Annotated in this window: 39 protein-coding genes and 2 pseudogenes; 20 read left to right on the forward strand and 21 right to left on the reverse strand. The window is 57.4% G+C overall.

Annotated elements, in window-relative coordinates; all coding sequences use genetic code 11:
* Window positions 1–109 (forward strand): IS3 family transposase (locus tag HBO09_RS21930; protein WP_169993622.1); only part of this gene is annotated, 109 nt, incomplete at its 5' end.
* Between the two features lie 32 nt (window positions 110–141).
* On the opposite strand, the gene HBO09_RS21935 is transcribed toward HBO09_RS21930, so the two are convergent.
* From HBO09_RS21935 to HBO09_RS21965, 7 genes are all read right to left on the reverse strand, one after another.
* Window positions 142–786, reverse strand: coding sequence for a lambda exonuclease family protein (locus HBO09_RS21935; RefSeq protein WP_170060957.1), 645 nt, complete (start codon window positions 784–786; stop codon window positions 142–144).
* Window positions 783–1,703, reverse strand: a complete 921-nt coding sequence (locus HBO09_RS21940; protein ID WP_170060958.1) for a hypothetical protein — start codon at window positions 1,701–1,703, stop codon at window positions 783–785. Before HBO09_RS21940 ends, HBO09_RS21935 begins: the two co-directional genes overlap by 4 nt.
* A gap of 7 nt (window positions 1,704–1,710) precedes the next feature.
* On the reverse strand, window positions 1,711–2,907 hold the full coding sequence (locus HBO09_RS21945; protein ID WP_170060959.1) for a hypothetical protein: 1,197 nt from the start codon (window positions 2,905–2,907) through the stop codon (window positions 1,711–1,713).
* 144 nt (window positions 2,908–3,051) lie between these two features.
* Window positions 3,052–3,306: a hypothetical protein gene (locus tag HBO09_RS21950; protein ID WP_170060960.1), complete on the reverse strand. Its 255-nt coding sequence runs from the start codon at window positions 3,304–3,306 to the stop codon at window positions 3,052–3,054.
* Entirely contained in the window at window positions 3,303–3,506 is a 204-nt protein-coding gene (locus HBO09_RS21955) for a hypothetical protein (protein ID WP_170060961.1), read from the reverse strand. Before HBO09_RS21955 ends, HBO09_RS21950 begins: the two co-directional genes overlap by 4 nt.
* The gene (locus HBO09_RS21960) at window positions 3,503–3,694 is read right to left on the reverse strand and encodes a hypothetical protein (RefSeq protein WP_060773043.1); all 192 of its coding nucleotides are present in this window, start codon (window positions 3,692–3,694) and stop codon (window positions 3,503–3,505) included. The genes HBO09_RS21955 and HBO09_RS21960 overlap by 4 nt, the downstream gene beginning before the upstream one ends.
* Window positions 3,691–4,128 (reverse strand): hypothetical protein, encoded by a 438-nt coding sequence (locus tag HBO09_RS21965; protein WP_170060962.1) that lies wholly within the window; start codon window positions 4,126–4,128, stop codon window positions 3,691–3,693. The genes HBO09_RS21960 and HBO09_RS21965 overlap by 4 nt, the downstream gene beginning before the upstream one ends.
* A gap of 143 nt (window positions 4,129–4,271) precedes the next feature.
* On the opposite strand from HBO09_RS21965, the gene HBO09_RS21970 reads away from it, so the two are divergent.
* The gene (locus HBO09_RS21970) at window positions 4,272–4,568 is read left to right on the forward strand and encodes a cupin domain-containing protein (protein ID WP_170060963.1); all 297 of its coding nucleotides are present in this window, start codon (window positions 4,272–4,274) and stop codon (window positions 4,566–4,568) included.
* A gap of 75 nt (window positions 4,569–4,643) precedes the next feature.
* On the opposite strand, the gene HBO09_RS21975 is transcribed toward HBO09_RS21970, so the two are convergent.
* The 13 genes and pseudogenes from HBO09_RS21975 to HBO09_RS22030 all read right to left on the reverse strand — a co-directional run bounded on the left by HBO09_RS21975 (window position 4,644) and on the right by HBO09_RS22030 (window position 12,314).
* The gene (locus tag HBO09_RS21975; RefSeq protein ID WP_070996012.1) at window positions 4,644–5,027 is read right to left on the reverse strand and encodes a helix-turn-helix transcriptional regulator; all 384 of its coding nucleotides are present in this window, start codon (window positions 5,025–5,027) and stop codon (window positions 4,644–4,646) included.
* Window positions 5,028–5,090: 63 nt separating this feature from the next.
* Window positions 5,091–5,384, reverse strand: coding sequence for a hypothetical protein (locus HBO09_RS21980; RefSeq protein WP_170060964.1), 294 nt, complete (start codon window positions 5,382–5,384; stop codon window positions 5,091–5,093).
* Window positions 5,385–6,055: 671 nt separating this feature from the next.
* Window positions 6,056–6,307, reverse strand: coding sequence for a DUF1654 domain-containing protein (locus HBO09_RS21985; protein WP_170060965.1), 252 nt, complete (start codon window positions 6,305–6,307; stop codon window positions 6,056–6,058).
* Between the two features lie 165 nt (window positions 6,308–6,472).
* A complete protein-coding gene (locus HBO09_RS21990; protein ID WP_262381306.1) occupies window positions 6,473–7,123 on the reverse strand; it encodes a zinc ribbon domain-containing protein in 651 nt (216 codons plus the stop codon).
* Window positions 7,124–7,250: 127 nt separating this feature from the next.
* Complete coding sequence (locus HBO09_RS21995) at window positions 7,251–7,661, reverse strand: VOC family protein (RefSeq protein WP_170060966.1); 411 nt, start codon at window positions 7,659–7,661, stop codon at window positions 7,251–7,253.
* A 217-nt stretch (window positions 7,662–7,878) separates the two neighbouring features.
* Entirely contained in the window at window positions 7,879–8,205 is a 327-nt protein-coding gene (locus HBO09_RS22000; RefSeq protein ID WP_169910232.1) for a DUF2388 domain-containing protein, read from the reverse strand.
* A gap of 107 nt (window positions 8,206–8,312) precedes the next feature.
* Window positions 8,313–8,744: a hypothetical protein gene (locus HBO09_RS22005; protein ID WP_133714871.1), complete on the reverse strand. Its 432-nt coding sequence runs from the start codon at window positions 8,742–8,744 to the stop codon at window positions 8,313–8,315.
* Window positions 8,745–9,170: 426 nt separating this feature from the next.
* Window positions 9,171–9,947 carry a hypothetical protein gene (locus HBO09_RS22010; RefSeq protein ID WP_169998735.1) on the reverse strand — a complete coding sequence of 259 codons (777 nt, stop codon included), beginning with the start codon at window positions 9,945–9,947 and terminating at the stop codon, window positions 9,171–9,173.
* The gene (locus tag HBO09_RS22015) at window positions 9,937–10,269 is read right to left on the reverse strand and encodes a hypothetical protein (protein ID WP_169998737.1); all 333 of its coding nucleotides are present in this window, start codon (window positions 10,267–10,269) and stop codon (window positions 9,937–9,939) included. The genes HBO09_RS22010 and HBO09_RS22015 overlap by 11 nt, the downstream gene beginning before the upstream one ends.
* 287 nt (window positions 10,270–10,556) lie before the next feature.
* Window positions 10,557–10,768, reverse strand: a pseudogene (locus tag HBO09_RS29215) (hypothetical protein).
* Window positions 10,769–10,815: 47 nt separating this feature from the next.
* Window positions 10,816–11,049: a hypothetical protein gene (locus HBO09_RS22020; RefSeq protein WP_169998739.1), complete on the reverse strand. Its 234-nt coding sequence runs from the start codon at window positions 11,047–11,049 to the stop codon at window positions 10,816–10,818.
* Between the two features lie 41 nt (window positions 11,050–11,090).
* Entirely contained in the window at window positions 11,091–11,603 is a 513-nt protein-coding gene (locus HBO09_RS22025; protein ID WP_237150422.1) for a DUF4823 domain-containing protein, read from the reverse strand.
* A gap of 54 nt (window positions 11,604–11,657) precedes the next feature.
* Window positions 11,658–12,314, reverse strand: coding sequence for an XRE family transcriptional regulator (locus tag HBO09_RS22030; RefSeq protein WP_057959973.1), 657 nt, complete (start codon window positions 12,312–12,314; stop codon window positions 11,658–11,660).
* 109 nt (window positions 12,315–12,423) lie between these two features.
* On the opposite strand from HBO09_RS22030, the gene HBO09_RS22035 reads away from it, so the two are divergent.
* From HBO09_RS22035 to HBO09_RS22065, 8 genes and pseudogenes are all read left to right on the forward strand, one after another.
* Complete coding sequence (locus HBO09_RS22035) at window positions 12,424–12,603, forward strand: Cro/CI family transcriptional regulator (RefSeq protein ID WP_017255748.1); 180 nt, start codon at window positions 12,424–12,426, stop codon at window positions 12,601–12,603.
* A 198-nt stretch (window positions 12,604–12,801) separates the two neighbouring features.
* Window positions 12,802–13,014, forward strand: a pseudogene (locus HBO09_RS29220) (phage replication protein); the annotation flags it as partial.
* 5 nt (window positions 13,015–13,019) lie between these two features.
* The gene (locus HBO09_RS22040; protein ID WP_169998741.1) at window positions 13,020–13,934 is read left to right on the forward strand and encodes a helix-turn-helix domain-containing protein; all 915 of its coding nucleotides are present in this window, start codon (window positions 13,020–13,022) and stop codon (window positions 13,932–13,934) included.
* Window positions 13,921–14,718, forward strand: a complete 798-nt coding sequence (locus tag HBO09_RS22045) for a hypothetical protein (RefSeq protein ID WP_169998743.1) — start codon at window positions 13,921–13,923, stop codon at window positions 14,716–14,718. The genes HBO09_RS22040 and HBO09_RS22045 overlap by 14 nt, the downstream gene beginning before the upstream one ends.
* On the forward strand, window positions 14,715–15,230 hold the full coding sequence (locus HBO09_RS22050; RefSeq protein ID WP_169998745.1) for a hypothetical protein: 516 nt from the start codon (window positions 14,715–14,717) through the stop codon (window positions 15,228–15,230). Before HBO09_RS22045 ends, HBO09_RS22050 begins: the two co-directional genes overlap by 4 nt.
* Window positions 15,227–15,901 (forward strand): recombination protein NinG, encoded by a 675-nt coding sequence (locus HBO09_RS22055; RefSeq protein ID WP_169998747.1) that lies wholly within the window; start codon window positions 15,227–15,229, stop codon window positions 15,899–15,901. The genes HBO09_RS22050 and HBO09_RS22055 overlap by 4 nt, the downstream gene beginning before the upstream one ends.
* Window positions 15,898–16,584 carry a hypothetical protein gene (locus tag HBO09_RS22060; RefSeq protein ID WP_169998750.1) on the forward strand — a complete coding sequence of 229 codons (687 nt, stop codon included), beginning with the start codon at window positions 15,898–15,900 and terminating at the stop codon, window positions 16,582–16,584. The genes HBO09_RS22055 and HBO09_RS22060 overlap by 4 nt, the downstream gene beginning before the upstream one ends.
* Window positions 16,585–16,751: 167 nt before the next feature.
* The gene (locus tag HBO09_RS22065; RefSeq protein ID WP_169998752.1) at window positions 16,752–16,991 is read left to right on the forward strand and encodes a hypothetical protein; all 240 of its coding nucleotides are present in this window, start codon (window positions 16,752–16,754) and stop codon (window positions 16,989–16,991) included.
* On the opposite strand, the gene HBO09_RS22070 is transcribed toward HBO09_RS22065, so the two are convergent.
* Window positions 16,964–17,479 (reverse strand): hypothetical protein, encoded by a 516-nt coding sequence (locus HBO09_RS22070; RefSeq protein WP_169998754.1) that lies wholly within the window; start codon window positions 17,477–17,479, stop codon window positions 16,964–16,966. The two genes, HBO09_RS22065 and HBO09_RS22070, sit on opposite strands and share 28 nt — an antisense overlap.
* A 294-nt stretch (window positions 17,480–17,773) precedes the next feature.
* Between HBO09_RS22070 and HBO09_RS22075 the strand changes: the two genes are divergently transcribed.
* The 10 genes from HBO09_RS22075 to HBO09_RS22120 all read left to right on the forward strand — a co-directional run bounded on the left by HBO09_RS22075 (window position 17,774) and on the right by HBO09_RS22120 (window position 24,392).
* The gene (locus HBO09_RS22075; protein ID WP_029294997.1) at window positions 17,774–18,109 is read left to right on the forward strand and encodes a phage holin, lambda family; all 336 of its coding nucleotides are present in this window, start codon (window positions 17,774–17,776) and stop codon (window positions 18,107–18,109) included.
* Between the two features lie 53 nt (window positions 18,110–18,162).
* Window positions 18,163–18,435, forward strand: a complete 273-nt coding sequence (locus HBO09_RS22080; RefSeq protein WP_169998756.1) for a hypothetical protein — start codon at window positions 18,163–18,165, stop codon at window positions 18,433–18,435.
* Complete coding sequence (locus HBO09_RS22085) at window positions 18,428–18,619, forward strand: hypothetical protein (RefSeq protein ID WP_169998758.1); 192 nt, start codon at window positions 18,428–18,430, stop codon at window positions 18,617–18,619. The genes HBO09_RS22080 and HBO09_RS22085 overlap by 8 nt, the downstream gene beginning before the upstream one ends.
* Window positions 18,616–18,870, forward strand: a complete 255-nt coding sequence (locus HBO09_RS22090; protein WP_169998760.1) for a hypothetical protein — start codon at window positions 18,616–18,618, stop codon at window positions 18,868–18,870. Before HBO09_RS22085 ends, HBO09_RS22090 begins: the two co-directional genes overlap by 4 nt.
* Window positions 18,871–18,948: 78 nt before the next feature.
* The gene (locus HBO09_RS22095; RefSeq protein WP_169998762.1) at window positions 18,949–19,413 is read left to right on the forward strand and encodes a hypothetical protein; all 465 of its coding nucleotides are present in this window, start codon (window positions 18,949–18,951) and stop codon (window positions 19,411–19,413) included.
* A 72-nt stretch (window positions 19,414–19,485) separates the two neighbouring features.
* A complete protein-coding gene (locus tag HBO09_RS22100; RefSeq protein ID WP_169998764.1) occupies window positions 19,486–20,109 on the forward strand; it encodes a putative metallopeptidase in 624 nt (207 codons plus the stop codon).
* Window positions 20,110–20,140: 31 nt separating this feature from the next.
* Window positions 20,141–20,617 (forward strand): DUF2280 domain-containing protein, encoded by a 477-nt coding sequence (locus HBO09_RS22105; RefSeq protein WP_169998767.1) that lies wholly within the window; start codon window positions 20,141–20,143, stop codon window positions 20,615–20,617.
* Complete coding sequence (locus HBO09_RS22110; RefSeq protein ID WP_169998770.1) at window positions 20,592–21,914, forward strand: terminase; 1,323 nt, start codon at window positions 20,592–20,594, stop codon at window positions 21,912–21,914. The genes HBO09_RS22105 and HBO09_RS22110 overlap by 26 nt, the downstream gene beginning before the upstream one ends.
* Window positions 21,911–23,329, forward strand: coding sequence for a DUF4055 domain-containing protein (locus HBO09_RS22115; RefSeq protein WP_169998772.1), 1,419 nt, complete (start codon window positions 21,911–21,913; stop codon window positions 23,327–23,329). Before HBO09_RS22110 ends, HBO09_RS22115 begins: the two co-directional genes overlap by 4 nt.
* A complete protein-coding gene (locus HBO09_RS22120; RefSeq protein ID WP_169998775.1) occupies window positions 23,304–24,392 on the forward strand; it encodes a minor capsid protein in 1,089 nt (362 codons plus the stop codon). Before HBO09_RS22115 ends, HBO09_RS22120 begins: the two co-directional genes overlap by 26 nt.
* The last annotated feature ends 29 nt before the right edge of the window (window positions 24,393–24,421 follow it).

Below are 24,421 nucleotides of genomic sequence, written 5' to 3' on the forward strand. Positions count from 1 at the left end.
TGATTACATCGAGATGTTCTACAACGCAAAACGCCGCCATAGTTTCAACAATCAGCTGTCACCGGTAGAGTTTGAAAAGCGTTACGCAATGAGTTTGCAAGGTGTCTAAAGAATCCGGGGCGATTCAGAGTTCTGGGCTGATCATGCTGCTTTACTCCGCAGTTTCTCCTCATATCCGTCCACCAGGAGCTTGAACTCCCAAAGCTCCTCTTCAAGCTTGTCGATGTAGTTGTCGTCGCGCTTGAATTCCTTCCACCACAACTGTCGTCCGACCGATTCAAGGGCAGGGCAGTACATCCCGATGTGCCACCACTTGCGACCGGTGATCCACATGCACCCCTGTACCTGGTCCATGATCTCGCTGGCGTCATTGTCGATGTGGAACGACCGAAGTTTTTCAGGGGCAAGGAAGCACTTGTACTCCGAGCCGCCATCTTCGCCGATGAAGCCATCTGCACTGGCGCCAAATGCGCCGTCGTCGGTTTTTACAAGTCCGACTTGGGTGACAATCAAGCCGGTTTGAGCTTCATGCTCCATGCGGGCCTGTGGTTCGAGTTCATGCCCGCGGCGCATTTGCCAGGTTTCAAAACCGCCATCAAGGGGCTTGCCGCTGATCCGCTCCACAGCCAATCGGAATGCATAATCCTGGGCCTTGGCGGTTGGTTCGCCCTTGTTCGGGCCTGACTTCAGTTTGGCTCGAGCATCGCCAAACATGCTGGCGGTGATAACTCCGGCTCGCTCCTGGTGCCACTCTTCCGACCCCTGCGCGCAATTCACGATGATCATTCTGGGACCTCCTCAAATTCAACTTCTTCGTCGGCTGGTGGTTCGGGCTGCTGGTCTGCGACGTCCTCGCTTTCCGGCTTGGCCTCTTCGGTGGCCTTGAGCTTCACTCCGCACGCCACCACCGCAGCCTTGAACAGGTCGTAGGCTGTTGTGTCCTTGGCGTCATTGATGACAGCCACCCCGGCCTTCCAAACTTCTGTCAGCGCGTCTGGCGTGATTGCAGCTTCGGCCTGTGTAATCCAGTGAGCGGACAGGGCAGGATCATGGGGGACTTGTGCGGCCTTCTGGCTTTGCGTCTGAGCCTGAGCCTGCTCCTGTGGCCGCAGTTCCTCGGGTAGATCTTCGATGTCCTGCGTGAAGATGTCCGATGCCGCAGTGACGTTGAGCGTCATGGCGATCATGGCCCGCTTGCAGGCCATCTTGAGGATGGTGTTGGCCAGGTCTGCTGGTTCGGTGCGGATCTGGTCGGCAGTATTGCCGTTTTTGTAGTATTTCTTCCGGCGCAGATTCTCCGGAGTGGCGTCCAATTCCGCTTTGCAGATGACGCCGCGCCACTTGTACTTCTCTTCGCTGGACGAGCATTCGCCGACGCCTTCGCCGAGAGCAACACCGGTCATCTGGTGACGACCAACACAAGTGACCCGGTAGCGCGCTACACCTGGGCCGGAAAGATCTTCAATTCGGTATTCCTGCGCAACCCGGAAGGTCACACAAAGCACTTCAGCACCCGGCTTGTATAGGGTTGGTTTCTGGGTGCCTGGGATGGTGCCGTAGTGCGTTTCCCGCTTCATGATGCCCTGCATCACTTCCTGCACCAGGTTAACGCGCTGGCGAATCTCTACGGCCGAGAAACGGTGAACCTCGGCAGCCGTAAGGCCGGCGCTTTCGCGTGCCGGCATTTGAATGATCTCGTTCATGACGACCTCAGTAAGTGATAGCGATGGCTGGAATCTTGCGCTGAGCAATCAAGGTGACTGCCTGTTTCGCGCATTCCACGGGCATACCGCCGGCGATAAATGCATCCAGCGCAGCGCGGTTGATCTTTGCTTTGTGCGCCTTGTCCGCTTCCCGCGCGGCGGCTTGGCGGTTGATCTCGTCGGCAGCGGCATTTGCCCGGGCGATCTCTGCGAGTCTCGCTCGCTCAGCGGCTTCAGCTTGGCGGCGCTCCGAGTCAATGCGCTCTTGTTCTGCGCGCTGCTCGGCAGCGACTCGATCGGCGTCGGCCTGAGCCATCGCTTGCTTATGTCGCTGCTCGTCTTCGATCTTCTGTTGCGCGGCGCGCTGCTCTGACTCGATCTTTTCCCGCGCCGCCTGGGCGGCGGCACGCTCCGCTTGCTCAGCAGCCAGCTTCAACTCCAGCTCGCGGCGATCAGCGGCGGCTTTTGCTTCGGCTTCACGCTTGGCTGCGGCATCACGTTCTGCCTGTGCACGCTGCTCGGCTTCGCGGCGGGCGCGCTCCTCAGCTTCACGGGCGATTTGGGCGTCACGCTCGCGTTGGGCCTGCGCTTCTGTTTCGGCGCGCAGCCTGACCAGTTCCGCCTGTTCGGTTTCATATTTCTGGCGTGCGGCGAGGGTGGCGCGCAGCTTGTCCAGAGCCTGATCCTTGGTGCGGGCAGCATCAGCCTCGAACTCTTCCCAGTGCTCGCCCATCTTCACCGCCTCAACCGAGGCGATAGACTCAAGCAGTTCCGCGGCGGTGACGTCCGACAGATCCAACGCAAAATCCGCAATTGCCTGTACGGCATCGACGTGCCGATCCTTGCGAGCCTGCTCGGCGACTTCCCAGTCAGTCAGCGGCTTGCGAACTTCCTCTTGCCAAGCGCTCAGCAAATCACGAACGCGCTTGCGCTCGGCGTCGATCTTTTTCGGTACATCCTTCAGTTCTGCGACGAGCTCTTTGCCCAGGCTGTCGAGTTTCGTTTTTGATCCCGCCAAGCTGTAAGCAATCGAGCGATACGCGTCTTGGCCCTTTTTGGTTTTAACGTCAGGTGCCGAGGCGTTGAACTTGTCGATTTCTTCCCGGACGCTTTGTAGGTATGGGTCCAGGCCGTTGGGGGCGCTGAATACCGCCAGGGCTACTTCTTTAGCTGGCAGGATCGCCAGTTGCTGTTCTGCGGACATGGGGATTCCTTGCCGCGATGCTCGCAGCGATTGAAGGTGTTGGTTATTGGGTGATCAGGCCGCCGATGGCGGGGCCCAGGAATACAACTGCGATGAAGGTCAGGCCGACGACGGCCGAGGTCAGGCGGATGGCTTGGCGGGTCGTCATGGTATGCACCGCTCGCTACCGCCGCAGTAGCTGTAATCGGGGTTGAACTCACGCGCGTCGCAGTCGAACACGTAGTCATTCCCGCACGACCTGCACTCTGCTTTCCAAACTTTGCCGATCCGCTGCAACCCCTCAGGCTCCCGCCCCTGTGAGGCTTCGTTACGGTAGTTGCGCTCGATTCGATTGTTACGTTTGCTCTGCGCTGCGCGAATGCGCGCGGTGTCAGTCGCGTCGAACCTTCTGAGCTTCATGCCTTCACCTCATAAGCGACAGTCCACTCACCGCACATGCAGGCCCGAGCGCTCCAGGCGTGGACATTTGGGATGCCAGCGTCATGAGCCAGCGAAAGGGCGCCCAGCCACTTGGTGTGGGTGAAGGCCAGGATCATGCGGTCGGCGGGTAGCTCTTCGATTTGCTCGTCGATCAGCGTTTTCACGATTGGCGTGGTCATGCAGCCTCCTTGCGGTGCCTGGTGATTTTCAGCAGGCGCTGGCAGTAGTGGGCGAATTCTTCGTTGGTGATGGCGTTTCCGGTGAGCATGTTGGTGATCATGTTCAGCACGACTCGTTGGGCACCCGGCTCGCTGGCCGGATGCTCCAGTGCCTCCAGCGCTTCATCGATCAGGATGTGCGGGCTCATACATCGGCATCCACATCGTCTTCGCGCTCTTCCCGTTCCGCCGCTACAGCGTCTTCGGCATACGGTCTCAGCAGCGCTACCGCGATCTTCTCGACCGCTTCGATGGGCCGTTGCTGGCCCAGCAGGTCGGCAGCGTGGGACCGGGCATCGCTCTGGCTGCCGAGCATTGCCGACAGCAGCAGGCGGGCAAACGAGTCTCGCTGATCCAGGCCGTCGATCTGGCGCTGATTCAGGTGGCCTTGCAGGACAGTGCAGAACCGGTCGAACGTCACAACCTGCGGCTGGCCGTAGCGGCGCTTCCACTTGATGTCGACGCCGCACACTAGGCGCTCCGCCGAATGCTCAAGCCAGTCCGTCACCTCGTCGCTCTCGCTGACTTCTGGAGGCAACTGAGCGTCGTAACGCACCTGGCAAATATTCAATGCTGCGTTCATGGTCGCCTCCAAGGTGGCGGGTTGTTCACCTGTATTCGTCAATACTCATGCCTCCCGCTGGTTGCCGATGGGCGCGGGGTAAGTGCTGACGGGTAGAGGTGAGGAGGGGTATAAGTAGGGCAGTCCTAAACAAGGAGTTTTCTATGTCCCTGGTGGATCTTGATTTGATCTCGAAGGCCTTGCCTAAAGCTTGGAAGTCCACCGTTCTAGGACGGGTAGGCGGCTCCAGTATCAAAGTTCTGCGCATGGATGAAATGTCCGTTGAAGCAGAGGTGCATGACTACACTGAGGGCTTGTTAGTCATCTCCGGACAGTTATTGTTGGGAGTCGATGGTGAGTGCGTGCGCGTGGGAGAGGGACAAATTTATCTGGCTGAAGCTGGTGTTCCGCATGCAGTTTTGTCTGGAAGCTACGGGACACTTGTCATCATTGATGTTTGAAAGGCCGCAGGTGCCGGAACTGGCCGGCACGCAGCTGACCAGACAGTTAACGACAGGCTGTCCTGGTGGCCTCTGTTAAGCGGTCAACCTAGGACATTCCGTCCGGCGCACCATCCGAACCTGAGCCATTCGCCTCTCCGGTGCCCTACGATCACGACGCATTGAGTCGTCACTGATCATTGAGTGCATGGCAAGCAGCGCCGCCAGTACAAAGCAAACCGGCGTGATGATCTGACGTTTCATCGCCTCAGCCACTAACGCCGTACGCTTCGTCACGCCCAGCTTGAACATCGCATTGGTCAGGCGCTTCTTGACGGTGCCTGCCTCAATCCCTGCTTCGCGGGCGATCTCTTTCGAGGTGAAGCCCTGGGCAATCCAAAGCAGAAACTGAAGCTCTCGCGGCGCCAGGCCACGTCCGAGGTGACCCTTCCATGAACCGTTGATGATTGTTGCTTCCATCGTTGTAACCCTCGGTTGGTTTCCCGCTGCCACCGAGGCGGTGGCAGAAGTGAAAATTTCCGATTACTCGCTTCGCGCGGCTATGGCTGCTTTGGCATCAATCTCCTCGTCAAATGAGCAGAGGTGCGGTGCCTTCGAGTACAAATTAAGCAGGCGCTCGCCTTCATCGGTTGACCAGGTGTGGGCGGCTAGCGAGCTTTCCGCCTCTGTCGCGTAGCTCTCTACAGCCGCTTCGATGACCGCCGTCAAAGATCGCCGTTGAATTCGCCCCATTACATCCATGAGGTACCGCGTTCTTGGGCTGACTCGAAGCGTGAGTGACGCTGTTTTGGTAGTCCTGCCAACTTTCTTGGCCATAAATTTCTCCCGATTGGTTTCCCGTTAGGCCCTGTTGCCAAGGACTATCGGTGAAACCCCCGACCTCGCTACTGGCGACAGGCCGGGGTTGTTGCGTCAGGGGTGTGGCCCCTTGCCCGCTGCTGATTGCAGGGCTGGCCGGTCGTCTTCGTGGGTGGGCGGCGAGCTTCCTCCTCACGGCGTCAAACAGCATCTGTTCGCCGTGGATCACAGGTCCTTACAACATGCACGCTACAGCTCTGAATGCCCTGGTTGAGTGGGGCAGGGTGCATGAGGTCCGGCGTTCCCAGCCGAGGCTATCGGGACCGCTAATTCTGTTCAGTTGAGTCTCCCTTCTGCCGCTGGGATTCGCGGGGCGCATTGCTTGCCAGGTCATTCGCACGGTTCGAGCGTTTCGCTCTCGATCAGCCGTACAGGGTTCTCCTGTCGTGGGCGGGCTATCTGACCCGTCTGATCGCCGGTCGCCGGTAGAGGCAATGCGGTCTGCTGGTTTTTCTGTGTTGCGCTGGCTGTTAAAGAGCGGCGCAGCTCTCGCTGCTGGCCGGCGGTGTTCGTTGCTGGCTTGAGTTGAATTTAAGCAAGCTGAAATTAAAGTGTCAAGCATGCTTAAGTGAATAATTCAGATTGCTGAAATTCATGTCGATAAAAAACCCGCTCAGTGGCGGGCTCTTTTATGCGTCGCAGTACTCGCGCCAACCGATCCTGACGGCTCCGTCCTCCAGATGCTCGATCCTGATGCCGGCGGTGTCGCCGATGTCTTGGATAACCTGGTGCCAGGCTTCAGGACTTTCATCGTCGCGCCTGGAAACCTCGACCAACTGAATCCTTTGTACCTGAGGAGAGGCGATCAAGCCTTGAAGGCGGCGGCCCACAAGCTCGTAGGAATTTCTCGGTATGGGTGTGGGGTAGGGTGCCTGGTTCATGCCTCGCTCCTTGCGAATACTGTATGCATGTACAGTATTTGCACTGGCATATCTTGGCAATAGGGCGACAGGAATTTTCATGCATAAATGCATATTGGCTTGGAGCGTACTTTCTGCTAGGCATGAAAAAGCCCGCACTTGGCGAGCTCTGCTGATTCGGATGTGTCAATCGGCAATCGGTGGGTACTTGCCGCTAACTGAGTCCCTGTAGACGATCTCGCTGAATAGCCGGGGGCCGTCGCGCATTGTGATCAGGGCTTGCTTGGCTTCTTCCTTCGTTTCGAATGGGCCGGCACCCACGGCCAGGCCGATCATTGAGACAACTGGAAGTCCGGCGCTGGCAATGGCTTCAATGGTGCGCTGCTGCTCCTCTTCGTCGCAGCAGCTGGTGGATGCAACCCACCCATTTTTAAGGCGCGGGGCGACTACTGGCTCAACATCGGCGCCGCAGTGCTTGCACTTCACGGCAGCTTTCTTGATTGTCTCTGCGCAGAGCGGGCAGTCACGGAGGTCGCTATTCTGCGCGCCTGCCGAATTTCCTGACACTTCGACCCAACCCTTCCGAAGATATGAGTTCGTCAGAATGCCGTTGATGCCAATGGCATATCCAATACTGGCCAAGGGGAGGGCGATAATCAGCCCAGGGCCGCCCGTTAGGATCGAAAAGCCTCCAACCAACAATAGCCAGATGAAAAAGTGCCCCCACAAGCCTTTGTATGCAAGGTATAAAGCCCCAAAGACAACAACCGCGAGCCACGACATCCCTCCAACACTTTCAGTGTGGCCGTTTGCTGGATTCCTGAATGCTCGTTCCATTGATCCCTCCAGTAATTGAGCTCGCACTTTACCATTCGTGGCGCACAGCCACCATCGAAGGGCAGGGTGCACGGACAACAAAAAGCCCGCTCGATGGCGGGCGTCACGTGAATACTGTGAGCGGCTGCTACCCCGCCAAGTCCAAATCTCCACGATGAGCGATATGCACCTTGTTGCCATCTGGATCACGTAGGTACGCACCGTAGTAACCGTCACCATAGTGGGGACGTTGGCCAGGTTCACCTTCATCAGATCCGCCCGCGAGAAGCCCAGCTGCATAGGCGCTGTCTACCGCATTTGGAGATGGTGCGGTAAAAGCCACCATGCTGCCATTCCCTGCTCCGGCTTCATTGCGGTCATAAGGGCTGTACACATAAAAGCGAGGGAGAACGCTATCTGGCTTAATCCAGCAAGCCGAAGGTGGCCCGCCATCAGGCGTTACAGGCCTGCGACAGAGGCCCAGGGGGAACAGCACAGCGTCATAGAAGGTAGAGGCCTTATCAAGATCGTTTGTCCCAACGGTTACGTGACTGAACATCCTGTATTCCTACTTACGAAGGCGAGGCGTTATCGTGTCATTTTGAAGGTGGGCGTGTATAGCCGTCGTTGGGTAAGTCGGGGAGGGCGAGTTTCGGCCCTCCAAATCGCAGGCAAAGAAAAGCCCGCGATGGGGAGTAGCGGGCTTAAAGGGATGTACTTTAGGAGCTGGGGTAACCATAAGTGCCCGACTGTGAAAGGGATGTGAAATGTTGCGCTCAGTAGGACGTCGCGATTGCCCGGGCCAGTTGCGTGTCTGACATCAGCGGCGGCGGGCTGGTCGAGCGGTAGTACTTGGAGGCTTGCTCAAACTGGGCGCCGCGAATTTCGCCGTCCGAACCTATGAACGCCAGGGCGTCAGTCTTGGCTGACTTGAAAATCTCAGGCGGCTCGGTCGTGAGGGATGTGGTCGCCCCAATTAAAATGGTTGGCGCGGAAATTGTGAGAAATATCGCGGCAGCGATAGGGTTGGCGCCATCACCTGATACGGCCTGCGTGCTGACCGATGCCAGTAGGGCTATCGCCAGTGTCTTCCATGACTCCATGCTTCATTGCTTCCATTGCGATCTAAGGCGCCACAATAGCAGGGTAGAGGCTCGCCAGAAACAAGAAGCCCGGCGCTGGGCCGGGCTCGATGTAACCGCGTCAGAAACTAACGATGCTTGTTCTTGTGTTTATGCTTGTTGTTGCCTTTGTGCTTCTTACCATCCGACCGATGATTGCTCTCATCGTCCGCCAGGTTGTTTCCGATCGCACCACCCGCGGCGCCGCCGAGACCTGCACCGATAGTCGAGCCAGTTGTGCCCCCCAGGCGATTACCAATGAGTGAGCCACCGGCCGAGCCGATACCGCCACCTAATGCAGCTTCGGCTCTATTGCCTTTTTGAGCACCTACAGCACTACCGGCCGCACCACCTACGCCTGCACCTACCGCTGCGCCTGTCGAGCCTCCGAGTTGCTGGCCTACGATGTTGCCTAGAGCACCACCAACGCCGCCTCCAAGAGCGGCTGTGCCATCTCCGGCTGCCATCGCTCCTTGCGAAATTAGGACGCCCAAAGCTAGGGCGGGTAGTGTCATTTTCATTTTGTGAACCTCAATGGGCTGTCAGCAGGCGCTCACGGTTTAAAGCACGCCTAGCATTAGGACTAGAGTGAAAGTTTGAAGTTCTCTACGGGCGCTGCCTATGGGTGAATGGTTGTAACAAGGTATGCCAGGATGAATTCGGCCGGGGAGGGTGGTCTTAAGCGGGCTCCCACTAGGAATTGGGATGGCCAGAGAAACCCGGATGCGAAATGGCAGAAACAAGAAGCCCGGTGCTGGTCTAGCTTCACACGATCAAATCTCAGACAAAGAAAAGCCCGCGTTGGTGCGGGCTCTCTATAACATCTGGGGCGCCGATCCTTAAGCGCGGGCAGTAGGCAATCTCACGGATTGCCTACTTAATGGTGGCACGACTAAGGGCAGAGCCGATCCAAGAAGCCCGGCGCCGGGGTAGGTATGACCGAGAGGCTATTCCCCGGCTTTCGGTTTCGGGGTAGATAATTGGAACGCTCTGATTTCATCGAGGATTCGGCGATTTGATTCCGTTTGCTCCTGAGCTTGACGAACAATAGAGTCTAAAGCACGCTGGCTTTCAATCGCTTCTTTGCCACCATCAAAAAATGATTTGCCACCGCTAAAAATGGTTGCGTTTGCCCCCATGATACCCAGCACAATCGCAACGCCTATACCGGCCATCCAGTAACGCTGTTCTTTGTTAGCCTGTTTTACCTTGCCGAACTCTGTTTCTGTACGACTCAGCGCGGCCAGAGTGCTAGCAACGGCTTTGTCATTGGATTCAATATGTGCTTTTAGCGCAGAGTTGTTGGCGATAGCTTCCCTGCGAGCTGACCTTTCGCGCAGACGCATTTCGCGCTGGAGTTCGTCGCCCATCCGGTCGATTCGGCGGTCCACTCGGTCTTCTAAGCCTAGGAGCGCATCTTTGAGTTCTTCACGCGTTATGTCGTTCATATGGCCAGTATCTTTCCGATGTGAAGGAATGTCATCCCCTTCTAAATCTAACCTTGTGGCAGAGCTCTCCAAATTCAAGTTTGGAGAATGCAACATAGCTGCGACTTCAGGTTCGGAGCTACAAGCCTCATCATCGCCAGAATAGCTCACGAATCCCTCAGATTGGGCCGCATGTAACAGCTCAGGGTCATCGGAAAGCACGCTAATAAAAATGGCATTGTTGAAGGACGATTTTGTCGCAAAGACCTTCATTTTCAGGCTAGGCTCAGACTTCATTTGTCGGAACGTCCTTCTCCTCCGCTTCTAAGCTCTTGATCCCAAGGCCGTGAAGGATGTCTAGAGCCAGTTTTTTTGCCACATTTTCTTGCATCGTGATATTGGCTACGTAACGTTTTGATAGCTCAAATGGCTTTTCCGTTGCTACACCCAACGTAGGAATCACAATCGTACGTGAAAAAAGCAGGCTGATGGTCTTATCGCCTTTTTTTTCCTTAGAAAAACCTACGACCAATGCTCTGTCGCTCACGGTTTCCAAGTACCCGTCGGAAAGGGTTGCTTGCAGCTTATTTTTGATGATTGCCTCTTTTATTTCTGTCAAAACGCGCCTTCCTTGAGTGTTGTATGGCTGAGGTTCAAAATGTCATTATGACATCATGTCCGTTTAGAATACATTCCATTTGAGAGACAGCTATGCTGGCTTTACTGATTGTTACGTTGGGGATCCACGACAGTTAACTGGTAGAGGTCTCGGGCTGGGATCCATATTGATAGATGAGGTAAATTATCTCTCGCATGTGCCTAACGAGGCGTAAAAAACTCACAAGACTAGATTAACTGTTTGAAAGTATTCAAAAATTTATAAGCATAGCTAATGCTCTCTGCATTTCAGTGCCTGCGGCAGTTACTCCAGTCAAACCGAAGATGGCGGTGGTTGCAGCTGCGAATCCGACTAAAATGATTTAGCAATGTAGTTCAACCACAGCCACGAAAATACAGAGCACAACGAAGCTAGGGCTGAAGAGCCGCCTGCGGCCCGAGGAGCCTCCGCCTGGCCAAATACCAGCGTAGCTTGTGAAAACGGCCATGAGCGTCAGCAGAGGATAGGTCCACGCCTTGCTCCATCAGCTTTGCTCTCGCCATGCAGTCATTTGTTCTGTTTCGAAGCCCGGCTTATCCGGCCGGCCTTCACCTCATCCGCGTAACCCACTAGCCTGTCAGCTTCCTCATAAAGTGTACCTACCAACCCCATCAGGGCTATGGCGTCTGCATCGCTTAGTTTTTCTGCGAGCTTGCCCAGGTCGATACAGGACTCCTCGAGATTTGAGGCGATCGCCTTGAGATCGCGGCGCAGTTGCTGGTTGGGCTTGGTGAGGGGCATGGAGGCCTCCGAGGTGATAGGCGCTAGATGTTGGCGCCTGCTCAGTATAAAGATGAGACGAAAGCCTCAATAGGCTCGGGCAGTAAATCCTGTGGGTGATCCCCGCCAAATGTTGCAATACCGCTTTCACCGGACGCGATCCCGGAGCTGATTACAGCCCCTGAAGAAACCTGAATTACGCTTATTTTGACCTCTACCTGGTCAGGGATCATCGACCATTCAGTTGCGCGATCTTCCCAATGCAGGATGGTCGGAAGAACTAGGATGTCTTGCCCGCTGCGCTTCGCTTTCTCTAAGGCCAGATCATAGCTCAAGGCTTCTGAATCCACCGTTACTCCTGCCGATCGCCTCGCAAACGCCGCGTAGAGGATTTGAGCTGTATTACGACCGGAGCCTTTGTAAACGTGGTCGCCGTATTCACCATCTACCGGAGTAGCGATGATTATCTTGTCCGTTCGATTGAGCTGCTGAGTTGAGACAGACTGACTTGGTAGCCATTGATGGGAGTCGGCACAGCCAGAAAGCGCTGCTATCAGGATTAGAACTGCGGGCATTCGCATCTCGATTTCCTTTTCAGATGTTCTGCAAAATTGAATCAAATCCCTTGATCAGTAAAACTTCTGCAGCGCCTGAACAACCACGCCCACGATCCGGCAGTTCTCGTCCACCGCCTCGATCGGGTAGCTCGGGTTCAGCGGTTTCAGGAACAGCCGGCCGCCATCGCTGACCAACTTCTTAAACGTCGCCTCATTGCTATCCGGTAGCTTGGCCACCACCAGCTTACCTGGCGCGACCTCAGCCTCGGTGTCTACTAGGATCAGCGTGCCTTCGGTGATGCTCTGGCCAGCGGGCGCCGTCATCGAGTCACCTTTGACCGTCAACCAGAAAGCGGGGCCTTTGGCGTCGTACTCCGAAAACTCATAAGTGTCCGAGATTCCAGTCGGATAGGGCTCCACGGCTTCTGCCCAGGCGCCGGCGGCAACCCAGCTAACTACCGGATAGCGGAATGATTTGGTGGGCTGGGCGGCAGGGGAGACGTTCGATTCAGAAGCCTCCCGCTCACCACCCTCGCCAATGGCCAGCCACTCAGCTCGGAAGCCGGTCGCTTTCGCCAAGGCGTAAAGGTTCTCCGGCCTGAGGCTTTTGCTCTCACCGGTAATCCATTGAGTGACGGCCGAATTAGCAACGCCGCAAAGCGATGCAATTTCCCCTTTCTTTTTACCGCTGACCTGTATGGCGCGGGCGATGCGTTCGTGTCTTTCCATGGACTCAATATTAAGTTAACTGAATTTAAGCATGCAGTAGGTGCAAAACACCGTTGATGCCATAACTTAAGCATGCTTAAATCGCGACAGGCTCGAACGAGGATGCGCAATGAATACGCATGAAGTCGCCGAATTCTTCGGCAGCAAGACGAAGCTGGCACTCGCTTTGGGCATCCGTCCAAGCGCCGTGACCATGTGGGGGGAAACGATTCCCGAATCCCGGCAGTACCAGATCCAGGTCCTTTCCAAGGGAAAGTTCAAGGCGACAAAGAAAGACCAAGCCGCCTGACAGGCGACCCCTGCTGCCCATGTAGCCAGTATCGGCCCATTCGGTCTACGAAGTAAGAAACCTGAAGTTGCTGGAGTTTTATCCAGTGGGTTTTAAGAGAGGCGAAGCGGGGAGCAGGGTGGGGAGGTTGGTGCTTCGGCGCTGAATTACAGGCAAAAAAAAGCCGACGGTCGAGGTCGGCTAATTCGATAACACTTTGTGAGGCCGATTATATGCAAACCCAGCCACATATCAATAGCGCTACCAATCTCGCGCCACGTTTTTCGCAGTCTGAAAACGTGGCGCGCAAATGCTCGTATTCAGTTCGACTGGCGGCCTGACATGCAATACACCGTCACGATTAGCCAGGTGAAGGCGCTGGAGTGGGGGCTGAATTCTCAGCAGGCCCTGCTGTTTGCCTTTGTCGGAGGTGCAGCATGAGCATGGGCCTTATGGTCGCCGCGATGAAGCTTCGCGTCGGGAATCCATTGCGCAAGCTGGTACTGATCAAGCTTGCCGACAACGCCAGCGATGTAGGCGAGTGCTGGCCGTCCTATCAGCACATCGCCGATCAGTGCGAGATCAGCAAGCGCTCTGTCATGAACCACATCACGGCCCTGTGTGATGCGGGATTGCTGCGTAAGGAAATTCGTAAGGGCGGACCTAAGGGGAATTCGTCGAACGTTTACTTCCTCACCCTCGAGGGAGGTGGTGCACCTCCTGCACCAGGGGTAGTGCAGCAGATTCACCAGGGTAGTGCAGCAGGTTCACCCCCTAGTGAATCTCCTGCACTAGGGGGTAGTGCAGCAGCTGCACCCAGAATCAGTAACTCTCTTGAACCAGTCATGGAACCGGTCATTGAACCAATTACGCCCCAGGCTACCGCCAAGGTCGTGACGGGGCAGGTCGTGCAACTCGTTCTGCAGCAACCACGTGTTGAGATTCCTGCCGACATGCCGGGGCCGAAGGACCAGGCCTGCAAGACTTTCAAAGTTTGGGCCAACTACGCCATGGCCTACCGCAAGCGCTACAGCGCCTGGCCGGTGTGGAACGCCAAGGCTGGCAAGCAGATGGCGTTGCTCGTCGACAGACTGGGCGCCGACGTAGCCCACCACGTCGCAGCGCATTATCTGAAAACCAGCGATGCCGCTGTGCTGCGCAAGTGCCACAGCCTCAACGAGCTGCTGGCCAACGCCGAGAGTTACCACACCCAGTGGGTGACCGGGCAGCGCATCAACGGCACGACGGCCCGCCAGATGGAACGAACCGAGGCCAACCTGTCCGCAGCGGAACAGGCCGCTCAGATGGTTTTGGCCAAACGCCAAGCAGGTGACCGCAATGAATACCTCTGAAATGAACGACCAGCAGGTTGCCGGACTGGCTGCTGCCATCTGCGCAACGGCCGAGGCCATGGGCCAGGAAATGAACCCAGGCACTGCCGCGATGATGGCCGAAGACCTCTGCGCGTACCCGGTACCCGTTGTCAAAGCCGCCTTGAAGGCCTGCCGTTTCGAGGTGAAGGGCAAGCTGGCTATGGCTGACATCCTGCAACGTGTCCAGACCTCCGACGGCCGCCCCGGGAAGGACGAGGCCTGGGCCATCGCCATGGCCACCAACGACGAATTTGAAACCGTGGTGCTGATCGACGAGATCCAGTTGGCTCTGGCTGCTGCGAAACCCATCTTGGATGGTGGCGACAAGATCGGTGCTCGCATGGCGTTCATCGACGCCTACCAGCGGTTCGTGAGTCAGGCCCGTGAGGATGCGAAGCCGGTCAACTGGCACGTGTCCGTGGGCTTCGACGCCAACCGTCGAATCCAGGCCGTAACCAAGGCCATGGAGCTGAAGCGTATTCCCCGCGAGCACGGCCAAAAGTACCTGGCAGACCTGAGCGTCGAGCCGGTCACCGAAGACGGGCGCGCGATCGCTGGCTTGGTCACCGGTACCGTCACCCGGCCGGAACCCGCCATTCGCGCAAAGCTTGAGATCGTTAAGACCTCGATGCTGCAAATGCGAAAGGCCAGCGCAGAGCGAAAGGATGAGATACGGATTGCAGCGGCTAACGAGTTGGCGGATCGCCGAGCGCTGCTGATAAAGCAGGTCCAGGAATTGGAAGAGAAGAGGGCGGCGAAATGACCAAACCAGCGAAACCTCGCCCAATGCCCGTGTACCTGGTGCTGCGCCGCCTGATTGATCCTGCCACCGGCAGGGAGGTGGCCGCGTTTGTGCCGTCCTCCGATGCTGACCGGTCGATCCTTCGTGAGCGTGATTTTCGGATCAATACCAAGATCCGCGCCGACCTGAAGCAGCCGCGCAACCCAAGGTTCAATGGCTTGGTCCACGGCCTGGGCCGGGTACTGAGCCAGAACATCGATCGGTTCTCTGGCAAGCAGTCCCACGACGCAATCAAGGCACTGCAACTTGAGTCGGGCGTGTACTGCGACGAGGAAGCATTCGACATACCTGGCCTGGGCCAACTCACCCGCAAGACACCCCGCAGCCTTTCCTACGATTCGATGGGGGAGGAGACATTCCAAGACTTTTGGCGCCAGTGCTGTGCGTATCTGGTACTGCATGACTGGCCGACGCTCACGGAAGAGCGCCTGACCGAAATGGCAGAGTTCGAAGTATTCAAGGAGGCCGCATGAAGCGCACCCCACTACAACGCAAAACCCCACTCACGTCCGGTGGGCCACGCCGCAAGCGCTGCCCAGAGTGCCGAGTGATGTTCACGCCTGCCCGCGGCTCGCAGGCGGTGTGCGGCGAGATCGAGTGCGCCATCGCTTACGGTAAGTCGGAGAAGGGGCAGGCGAACGCCAAGAAGGCCCTGGCGGATGTCGGTCGCCGCGAGATCAAGGTGCGCAAAGAGGCGCTGAAGACCCGGGTGGACCACATGAAGGACGCAGAGAAGGCCGTGCGCGACTACCGGCGCACCTATGAGTTGAGCATTGGTAGCGGCTGCATCAGTTGCGGCGAATCGCAGGAATCAATCCTCCACGCCCAGGGCTGGAAGACTGGCGGCGCATTTGATGCCGGGCACTTCCTTGGCAAGGGCGCTCGCCCAGAGTTGAGGCTGGTGCCCAGCAATATCTGGCTTCAGTGCAAAAGCTGTAATGCGGGGTCGTCGAAGTTCGCCCGCAAAGGCGAGACGGTTTCCCAGGGTTTCCGCACCGGCCTTATCGCCCGAATCGGCCTGGAGGCTGTCGAGGCGATGGAAGCCGACCACACGCCACGCAAAGAAACAGTAGAGCAATTGAAAGCCATCACTGCCGAATACCGGGCAAAGACCAAAGAACTTAAGAAGGGGCTCGCAGCATGAAACTGATCAACGCAAGGCAGGTATGGACCGAAGCTCAGCACGAATCGAACGCGTCGATCAGCGCTGCGGCAATTGACCGGGCAGAGTCGGCACCGCTCAAGACTGGCGGGAAAATTGGCAAGCGTGACGCGCAATTCCCGGCGATGAGCAGCGAGAAGGGGGAGGAGGCTGGGCGTTTCTCCGTGCCGGGGCAGCGCATCAGCATTAGCGAAACCAGGCGCACATCGGCGGGCAAGTCCACGGCCCGCGCCGCGCACCTGGCCACGATCGGTAAAGTCCTGCGCTCCATCGGAACCCTGCCATTCCAGGAGCAACAGTTCGGGCATTACCTGTATCACCCATGCATGACGCTCGCTCATGTACTCAACGCCGAGAAGCTGATCTGGAGTTGCGTGGACTTTTCCACCCTGACGGAAGCAAAGGAGGCGAAGGTGCATTGTCTTGTGACGATGGCCCTGCAGTCCTACAAGGTCGAGGCTCATGACGGAGCTCAGTGGGGGCCCGCTCGTATCGCCGAGGGCATGCTCCAGCTTTACGGCGTCCACATAGAGCCAAAAGTGTGGGATCGGGACTGGAAGGAAGCGTGGAATTTCCTGCGAGACGCCATTGAAGAAGTGGATATTCGTGTGCAGCAGCCTGTGTGGCAGGTAATTCATGCAGAAAAAGAAGAGGTAGCGGCATAAAGGTGTTGTCATGTTGGGGTTTTTGATGTACTTTCCCCATAGTGCACAAGTAACGCGAAACGCACACGAAACCCTGAACCCGGCCAAGCGCCGGGTTTTTTATTACCGAATCGCAGGCGAAAGACCGGAAAGACCCTCCTGCTCAATTGATGTCCGAGGATCTACCGATGACGAAAATCACCCGATGCAAGATGACTCTCCGCTCCAAAGGGCCTGTTCAGGGCTCGACGGAATCACTGACCCGCCTGCACTTCGGTGCCGTGTGGTCGGCCAATCCGGCGGAAGAGGATGCGATCTATGGCAAGTACACGCCATACGGTGAATACACCGTAAATGTGGCCGCTGACCGCGCAGAGCATTTCGAAGAAGGGAAGGACTATTACTTCGATATCTCGCCAGTTTTCTGAGGCTGCTGGGATACTCCTCGATTAAGTTCGGCGCGAATATCCCGAACGCGACCGTCGGAGAGAAGTTTTCCACGTAGGCTCAAAACGTGGCCATTTACATGGGATCTATGCGTGCTGTACTCGGATATTACTGCGTGCGGGATTGATACTGCCTCTACTACCTCGTATGACTCGCTGAAAATAACTGCGATCAGTTCGTCGAAATCGCCTTTATCTAAATTGCGTATTACGCCTAGCTGTCTGGATTTGTTGTTAGGGCTGATTCGGCGGGCCTTGATCTGAATTTTTTTGCCATCTTCAGATTCTGCGTCATGGCCGGCAGATGAGTTCTTGGCGAGCTTCAATCCCAGGGCTGAAGCAACCAGCCATTCAGCGTAGTCGCCGACGGGATTGTTCATTGTTCTCAGGATTCCACGAATTCTGAGCTCCGCTATTACTTCAGACTGAAGCCTGAGCAAATCTTTGGTTTGGATGTTGGCGAGATCCATCGTGCGAGAGTCCTGTAATGCAGAGCAAATGGCGACGTTTGCATTGAGTAGCGCCGAGTGTCGCTACTTTAAACCTACAGCCCTCGGTAACGCTCGTGCGTCGATACCTAGATAGTCTTCGGCTGACAGCGGGAAAGACTGCGCACCTATTCAGGGCCTCGACATTGATCGGGGCTTTTTCGTTTTCGGCCCCACCACACCCATTGCTCCGAGCTGGGAGTGCTGCTGGGGCTGATTCAAATTCGCAGGTCATGGCCTGCTGTATCCCTAACTCCCTGACGGGGAGGAACCGAGATGTCCAACATGCCAGACAAACCAGACACCTGGCTCATCGTGCTTGCATGGCTGAGTCAGCATTCGCCAACGCTTTATGCTGCCGGGCTATCTGCCTTGATGGCTGGTATCAGGATCATCTATGGCGGCGGTACCCGGCGCCAGGCACTGCTTGAGGCGGCAATCTGCACCTTGATCACGATTGGTCTGATCCCAGTCCTTGAATACTTCGGTCTGCCGCAGAACCTTGCGACGGCTGCCGGGGTGTTTATCGGGTTCCTGGGCGTGAAGAAGCTGGCCGACTTTGCTGATCGGGTCGCCGAATTCAAGTTTCCCAGGAGCGGTGCGGGGCAGTAATCCGCGCCACGTTTTCGAATGCGCCAAATCGTGGCGCTAGATAGGAGCAGGGCATGGGCGACCAATCAGGCGAGCACGTCCACTACTGGGATGATGGCCGAGGCCGGCGGGAAGTGATCATCGACGGCCAGCGAGTTGACGGTGTGACCTACTGCGACACCAAGGCCGGTATAGCTGTTGTCCTGGATGCTCCGCTCAAGTCCTCCGATGGAGAGCATGTCGACTTCCACCCTGTGTGGGGTGAGATCAGTGTCATCTATTGCGGCGGCTATGCCGGCGCCAACAAGACGTTCCGCGTGGGAGAGGGGCCGGTATTCAATGAGTAACGTAACCCGCCTGCGCCACGCGCTACCGTTGAGCCAGGACATAAATGCAGCGGTAAGCGCTCTCGACAAGGCTATTGCTGATGCCGTTGACGCCGCCAAGGAAGCCGGGCTGCCCCAGGGCCTGGTCATTGGCTTGCTCCACGGCCATGCCCACGCACAAACACATCAGATGGTGAGCGAATGACCGTCAAGGTTCTGGAGTTCAAGCGGGAAGACTGGCGCGACGCGTCAAAGACCCTGCGCAAGATCGCCGACGACATGGACGCGGGTGAGCATCCTGAATGCACCGTAGGCGCCTTGACGCTGATCGGTGCGAAGGGAGAGGTGACTGTGTTCGGCCTCGGTCCTAAATGCGACGACCTGCAATGCCTCGGTGCGATGCGCCTGGGTGAGCAGAAGCTGATTGATGTGCTGCTGGATGGCGGGGAGGGGTGAGCTTTCCTCGCACTACTAGGATGGTGGGCCGAGATCGTGTAATGCCATACTTCCAGTCCAAATCGGATGGAGGTGTGTATGGGATTTCCACTTGTGACTGAGCAGGATCAAAATAAAGTTCGATATCTGGTTCGTGATTCGGAGCAGGTTGCCAAAACGGCCCGCAACTTGAGTGAGCGATTTGCTCAGCTGTTTGGCCAGGATCATCCCAAAGAATATTGGGGCGTGACTTTCGTGCCAGAAGGCACGGGCGAGTCTGCAAGTCTGACTTGTCCTTTTGGTATTGCGAGGGTGACCACAACCATTCATGTCGGCAATGATGGTGTCTTCGGTCGGTACATAGTGGAAAGATCAGTCAAGAATATCGACGGTGCGGATTCATGGCGCGCGGTATGGCTCGTCCGAATTAGCAAAGACGGGGTGGTTTATACGCAAGAGGAAGGCGGTGAGCCTATCGAAATCCGTGATAGCTACCCCGGAAGCTCGAACAATGATATCGGGCGACTCGGCTTGTCGATGCTTTACTCGATAGGCGCAAACTGAACACTGAATGAAAGTTGCTGAAACCATGCCCTGCGTATCTGCGGGGCATTTTACTTTGTGGGGAGGGGCGTTATGGATCGACCATACCCGCCATCGTCACTGCTTGAACTGTCGGACCTGTCCGACTTCGGTATCCGCCTGACACCCGCTCCTGAAGTGTGGGAATGGCTCCAGGCCGAGATCCTTGCCGACACCGGCAGCATTCACAACGAAGACCATGCCCACCTACTGGATGCAGACATCAGGATCATGTGGGCGTCGTCGAGCTTCGAGAAGCAGGGTAGGACGGTTCTGGGCCAAGCCGAGCAGGTAGCGTTCCGCGCCGGCGGTTGGCAGAAGGCCCGAATGGAGCAACAGATGCGTGATTGGTTCGGTGATGTGCCGACCTTCATCATCACTCTGGCCGCCGACTACTGCGCCCAGTGCAGCGACACCGACTTCTGTGCCCTGGTAGAGCATGAGCTTTACCACATTGCCCACGCCAACGATAAGTGCGGCCAGCCTGCCTTCACGAAGGAAGGGGCGCCGAAGCTAGAGATGCACGGCCACGACGTCGAAGAGTTTGTAGGTGTCGTCCGTCGCTATGGTGCAAGCCCTGACGTTCAAGCGTTGGTGGATGCTGCAAACAGTCCTGCTGAGGTGGGGAAATTAAACATTGCGAGGGCCTGCGGAACCTGTCTGCTGAGATCGGCCTGATTCTTGACAGGCTCTAGACGGATGAGAATTTATGGCAGCCCTGAAAAATGAGGTGAAGAGCTTCATCGTTCAGGCGCTGGCCTGCTTTGACACCCCATCCCAGGTGGTGGAGGCCGTCAAGAACGAATACGGGCTTGTGGTGAGCCGCCAGCAGGTGGAGACGCATAACCCAACTAAGTCTGCTGGGAAGGGGCTGGCGGTGAAGTGGCAGACCCTGTTCCACGACACTCGCAAGCGATTCCGCGAAGAGACCGCAGAGATACCCATCGCCAATCGCGCCTATCGGCTTCGTGGCCTGGGGCGAATGGCTGAGAAGGCCGAGAGCATGCGCAACCTGGCGCTGACCGCTCAGTTGTACGAGCAGGCCGCCAAAGAGGTGGGCGACGTATACGTGAATCGCCGCCTCGAACCTGAGAAACCTCTGGGCTCCCAAGCGGACCAGCAGCACGCCGTTGCTGAGTACACCTTGGAGCCTGATGAGAATGTCCCCGCTACCCCGTACCTTTGACCCGCCGGTGAAGCTGACGCCTAAGCAGGCGAACATTTACTGCTGGGGCTTCCAGCCTGAGGCCCGCTTCCGCGATGCGGTGTGTGGCCGCCGGTTCGGCAAGACGTTCCTGGGCAAGGCCGAAATGCGCCGTGCTGCCCGCCTGGCTGCTGAGTGGGGCGTGAGTGTTGAGGACGAGATCTGGTATGGCGCGCCGACGTTCAAGCAGGCCAAGCGTGTGTTTTGGCGGCGCCTGAAGCAGGCTATCCCCGAAGTGTGGCGTGCACACCGCCCGAACGAGACTGAGTGCTCAATTACCCTCAAGTCTGGCCACGTCATGCGCGTGGTGGGGCTCGACAACTACGACAACCTGCGGGGCTCCGGCCTGTTCTTCGTCCTGGTGGATGAATGGGCAGACTGCCCGTGGGCGGCGTGGGAAGAAGTGCTGCGGCCGATGCTATCGACTTGTCAGTACCAGATTCCAGACGTTGGTATGCGAAAGGGAGGCCATGCACTGCGCATTGGCACTCCGAAGGGATTCAACCACTGCTACGACACTTATCTGGACGGCAAGCCAGGCGGCGAGCCAGACCACAAGAGCTGGCAGTACACCTCGTTACAAGGCGGAAACGTTCCTCCTGAAGAGCTGGAGGCAGCCCGCCGGAAGATGGACCCGCGCACCTTCCGGCAAGAGTACGAAGCCGGCTTCGAGAACTACGCAGGCGTCGTCTACTACACGTTCAATCGCGATGAGTGCCGAACCAGCGAGCGAATCAAACCGGGCGAGGCGTTGCACATCGGCATGGACTTCAACGTCATGAAGATGGCGGCCGTTGTCTATGTCGTGCGTAACGATCTGCCGATGGCCCTGGATGAATTTCATGGTGTTCGGGACACGCCTGAGATGATCGAGAAGATCCAGGCACGGTTCCCTGGTCACTCGGTGGCGGTCTATCCCGACGCCAGCGGGCAGAACACCAGTAGCAAAAACGCGAGCGAGTCCGACTTGTCTCTGCTGAAAAAAGCAAAATTCACGGTGATCGTCGACTCCACAAACCCTGGTGTGAAAGACCGCGTGAACTCGGTAAACGCCATGTTCTTGAACGCCTACGGTGAGCGACGACTGAAGGTCAATATCGACCAGTGCCCTCAGCTCACCTTGTGCCTGGAGCGACAGACCTACACCGACAAGGGCGAGCCTGACAAAGACCCGAAGAAGGGCCATGACCACATGAACGACGCGGCGGGCTACTTCATCGCCAAGCGTTACCCGATCAAAGCAATCGTCACCTCCATCAAAATGGGATACGCCCGATGAGCAACGACGTCTCCTTCAAGCGGGCGGAATACATCGCTGTGCTGGATCGCTGGGCGACCGTTCGCGACGTCTGCGCCGGCCAGCACCGGGTTGTCGACCGACTGCCGTACATTAACTCACACGACAAGTCGCCTGAGAACGTAGACCGGAACAAGGCCTATCGCGAACGTGCGGTATTCAAGAACGCCACTGGGCACACCCGTAACGGGCTGCTCGGCCTGGCGTTCCACAAAGACCCAACGTTGACGGTGTCGAAGAAGCTGGAATACCTGCAGGACAACGCCAACGGCTCGGGCGTGAGCATCTACCAGCACTCGCAGGGCACGCTGGAGAAGGTGCTTGAGGCCGGTCGGCATGGCCTGTACGTCGACTATCACCAGGACGACGGTATCGGCGGCCACTCGGTGATCCTTTCCTACTGCGCTGAAGACATCATCAACTGGCGCACGGGCATGGTGAATGGGCACAGCGTGCTGACCCTGGTGGTGCTGCGCGAGTCGCCCGAGATACCTGAAGGCTTTGGGTTCAAGACGGTTGAGCAGTACCGGGAGTTGGCGCTGGAAGGCGACGGTTTCGTTTGCCGCGTTTGGCGCCGGTCTGGGCCGAAAGGTGGCGGGCCATTGGCGGTCACCGAAGAGTTCAGGCCGGAAGGAGTCACTGGGCGCCTCAAGGAGATCCCGTTCACCTTCGTTGGCGCACAGAACAACGATCCAAGCATCGACGAGTCGCCGCTCTACGACATCGCCATGATCAACCTGGGCCATTACCGGAACAGTGCCGACTACGAAGATAGCGTTTTCTGGTGTGGGCAGGCTCAGCCCTATATCTCAGGTCTCGATGAGCAATGGCGTGACCACATGGAGAAAAACGGCATTTACGTCGGTTCCCGGGCGCCAATGCTGCTTCCAGCCGGCGGCGCCTTCGCCTATGCGCAGCCACTACCGAACACCCTGGTCAAAGAGGCCATGGCCGACAAGAACCAGATGATGATCGAGCTGGGCGCCCGGATGGTGGTTGCGTCACTTGCTACCAAGACCGCTACGGAGTCCCGCGGCGATCAGTCAGCCTCAACATCGGTGCTGGCTGGCTGCGTGGCGAACGTCAGCGAGGCCTACACCCGGGCAATCATGTGGTGCTGCGCCTACATGGGCATCACCGACAAGAAAGTCGCCTACCAGGTCAATCAAGAGTTCGTCGAGCTGACGGCCGATCCGCAGATGATCACGGCCTTGGTGGGCTTGTGGCAGAACGGCGGCTTCGCGAAAGCGGATCTTCGAGCATATCTGCGCAAGCTTGGACTGATCGCACCAGAGCGCACCGACCAACAGATCGACGGCGAGCTGGAAGAGCAGGGCGACGGCCTGGGCCTGGACGACGAGGACAAAGTAGATGGCGGTGAACCAAGCGATACTTGATGCAACCATCCGGCACGCAGTGTTCCTCGAAAAGCTCAAGGCGGGGGAGGTGGGCAAGTTCGCTCCCTTCCTCAAGGAGATTGACCGGTCTATCCGTGAGCGGCTGATCCAGGCGGACCTGACCGAGTACAACGTCAAGCGCCTGGAAGCACTGCTGAAAGAGGTCGACAGCCTGTTGCTGGGCATCTTCGACCGCTACAGCGCGCAACTGAACCTCGACCTGGTGGACATCGCCAACTACGAAGCGCAGTTCGAAGCGACGAGCTTGGCCCGATCAGCGCCGGTTGGCGTGTCGCTCGACGTCGTGGCACCGACGGCTGCTGCAATCCGAACCGCAGTGCTGACGAACCCGCTCAGCGTGCGCGGTGCCGGCGGCGGGAAGCTGCTCAAGGCCTTCATTAAGGGGTGGACTGGCGCCGAACGTGAGCGCGTCACCGGTACCATCCGGCAGGGCTTCTTCGAAGGACAGACGAATTTTCAGATCATCCGCAACATTCGCGGTACCAAGGCGGCCGGCTACAAGGACGGCATTCTTGCCACCACCAACCGCAATGCCAGCACCGTCGTGCACACCGCCATTCAGCATGTGTCATCCCAGGCGCGGATGGCGGTGGCCAAGGCCAACACGGATATCGTCGAAGAAATCCAGGTGGTGGCCACGCTGGACAGCAAGACCAGCCAGCTATGTCGCTCGATGGACAAACGCCGGTTTCCAGTCGATTCAGGCCCACGGCCGCCGTTTCACCCGAATTGCCGTACGACGTTCGTTCTGCTGACCAAACTTAGCGAGATGTTCGCCAAGGGAGCTACCCGCGCTTCGGTGGGTGCCAATGGCGGCCAGCAGGTCAGTGCAAGCCTGGATTACTACCACTGGCTCCAGCAGCAGCCAGCTTCGTTCCAGGACGTTGCTATCGGCCCAGTCCGGGCCAGGCTGTTCCGCGAAGGCGGGCTGACTGTCGAGCGATTCACTGAGCTGCAGCTGGATCGCAACTTTGCGCCGCTGACCCTGGCGCAGATGAAAAGCTTGGAGCCGTTGGCATTTGAGCGAGCAGGGCTAAATTGATTTTTTGATGTAGTATCACTTGGCCATCA

The organism is Pseudomonas sp. WS 5027 (assembly GCF_012985695.1).
GTDB lineage: Bacteria > Pseudomonadota > Gammaproteobacteria > Pseudomonadales > Pseudomonadaceae > Aquipseudomonas > Aquipseudomonas hygromyciniae.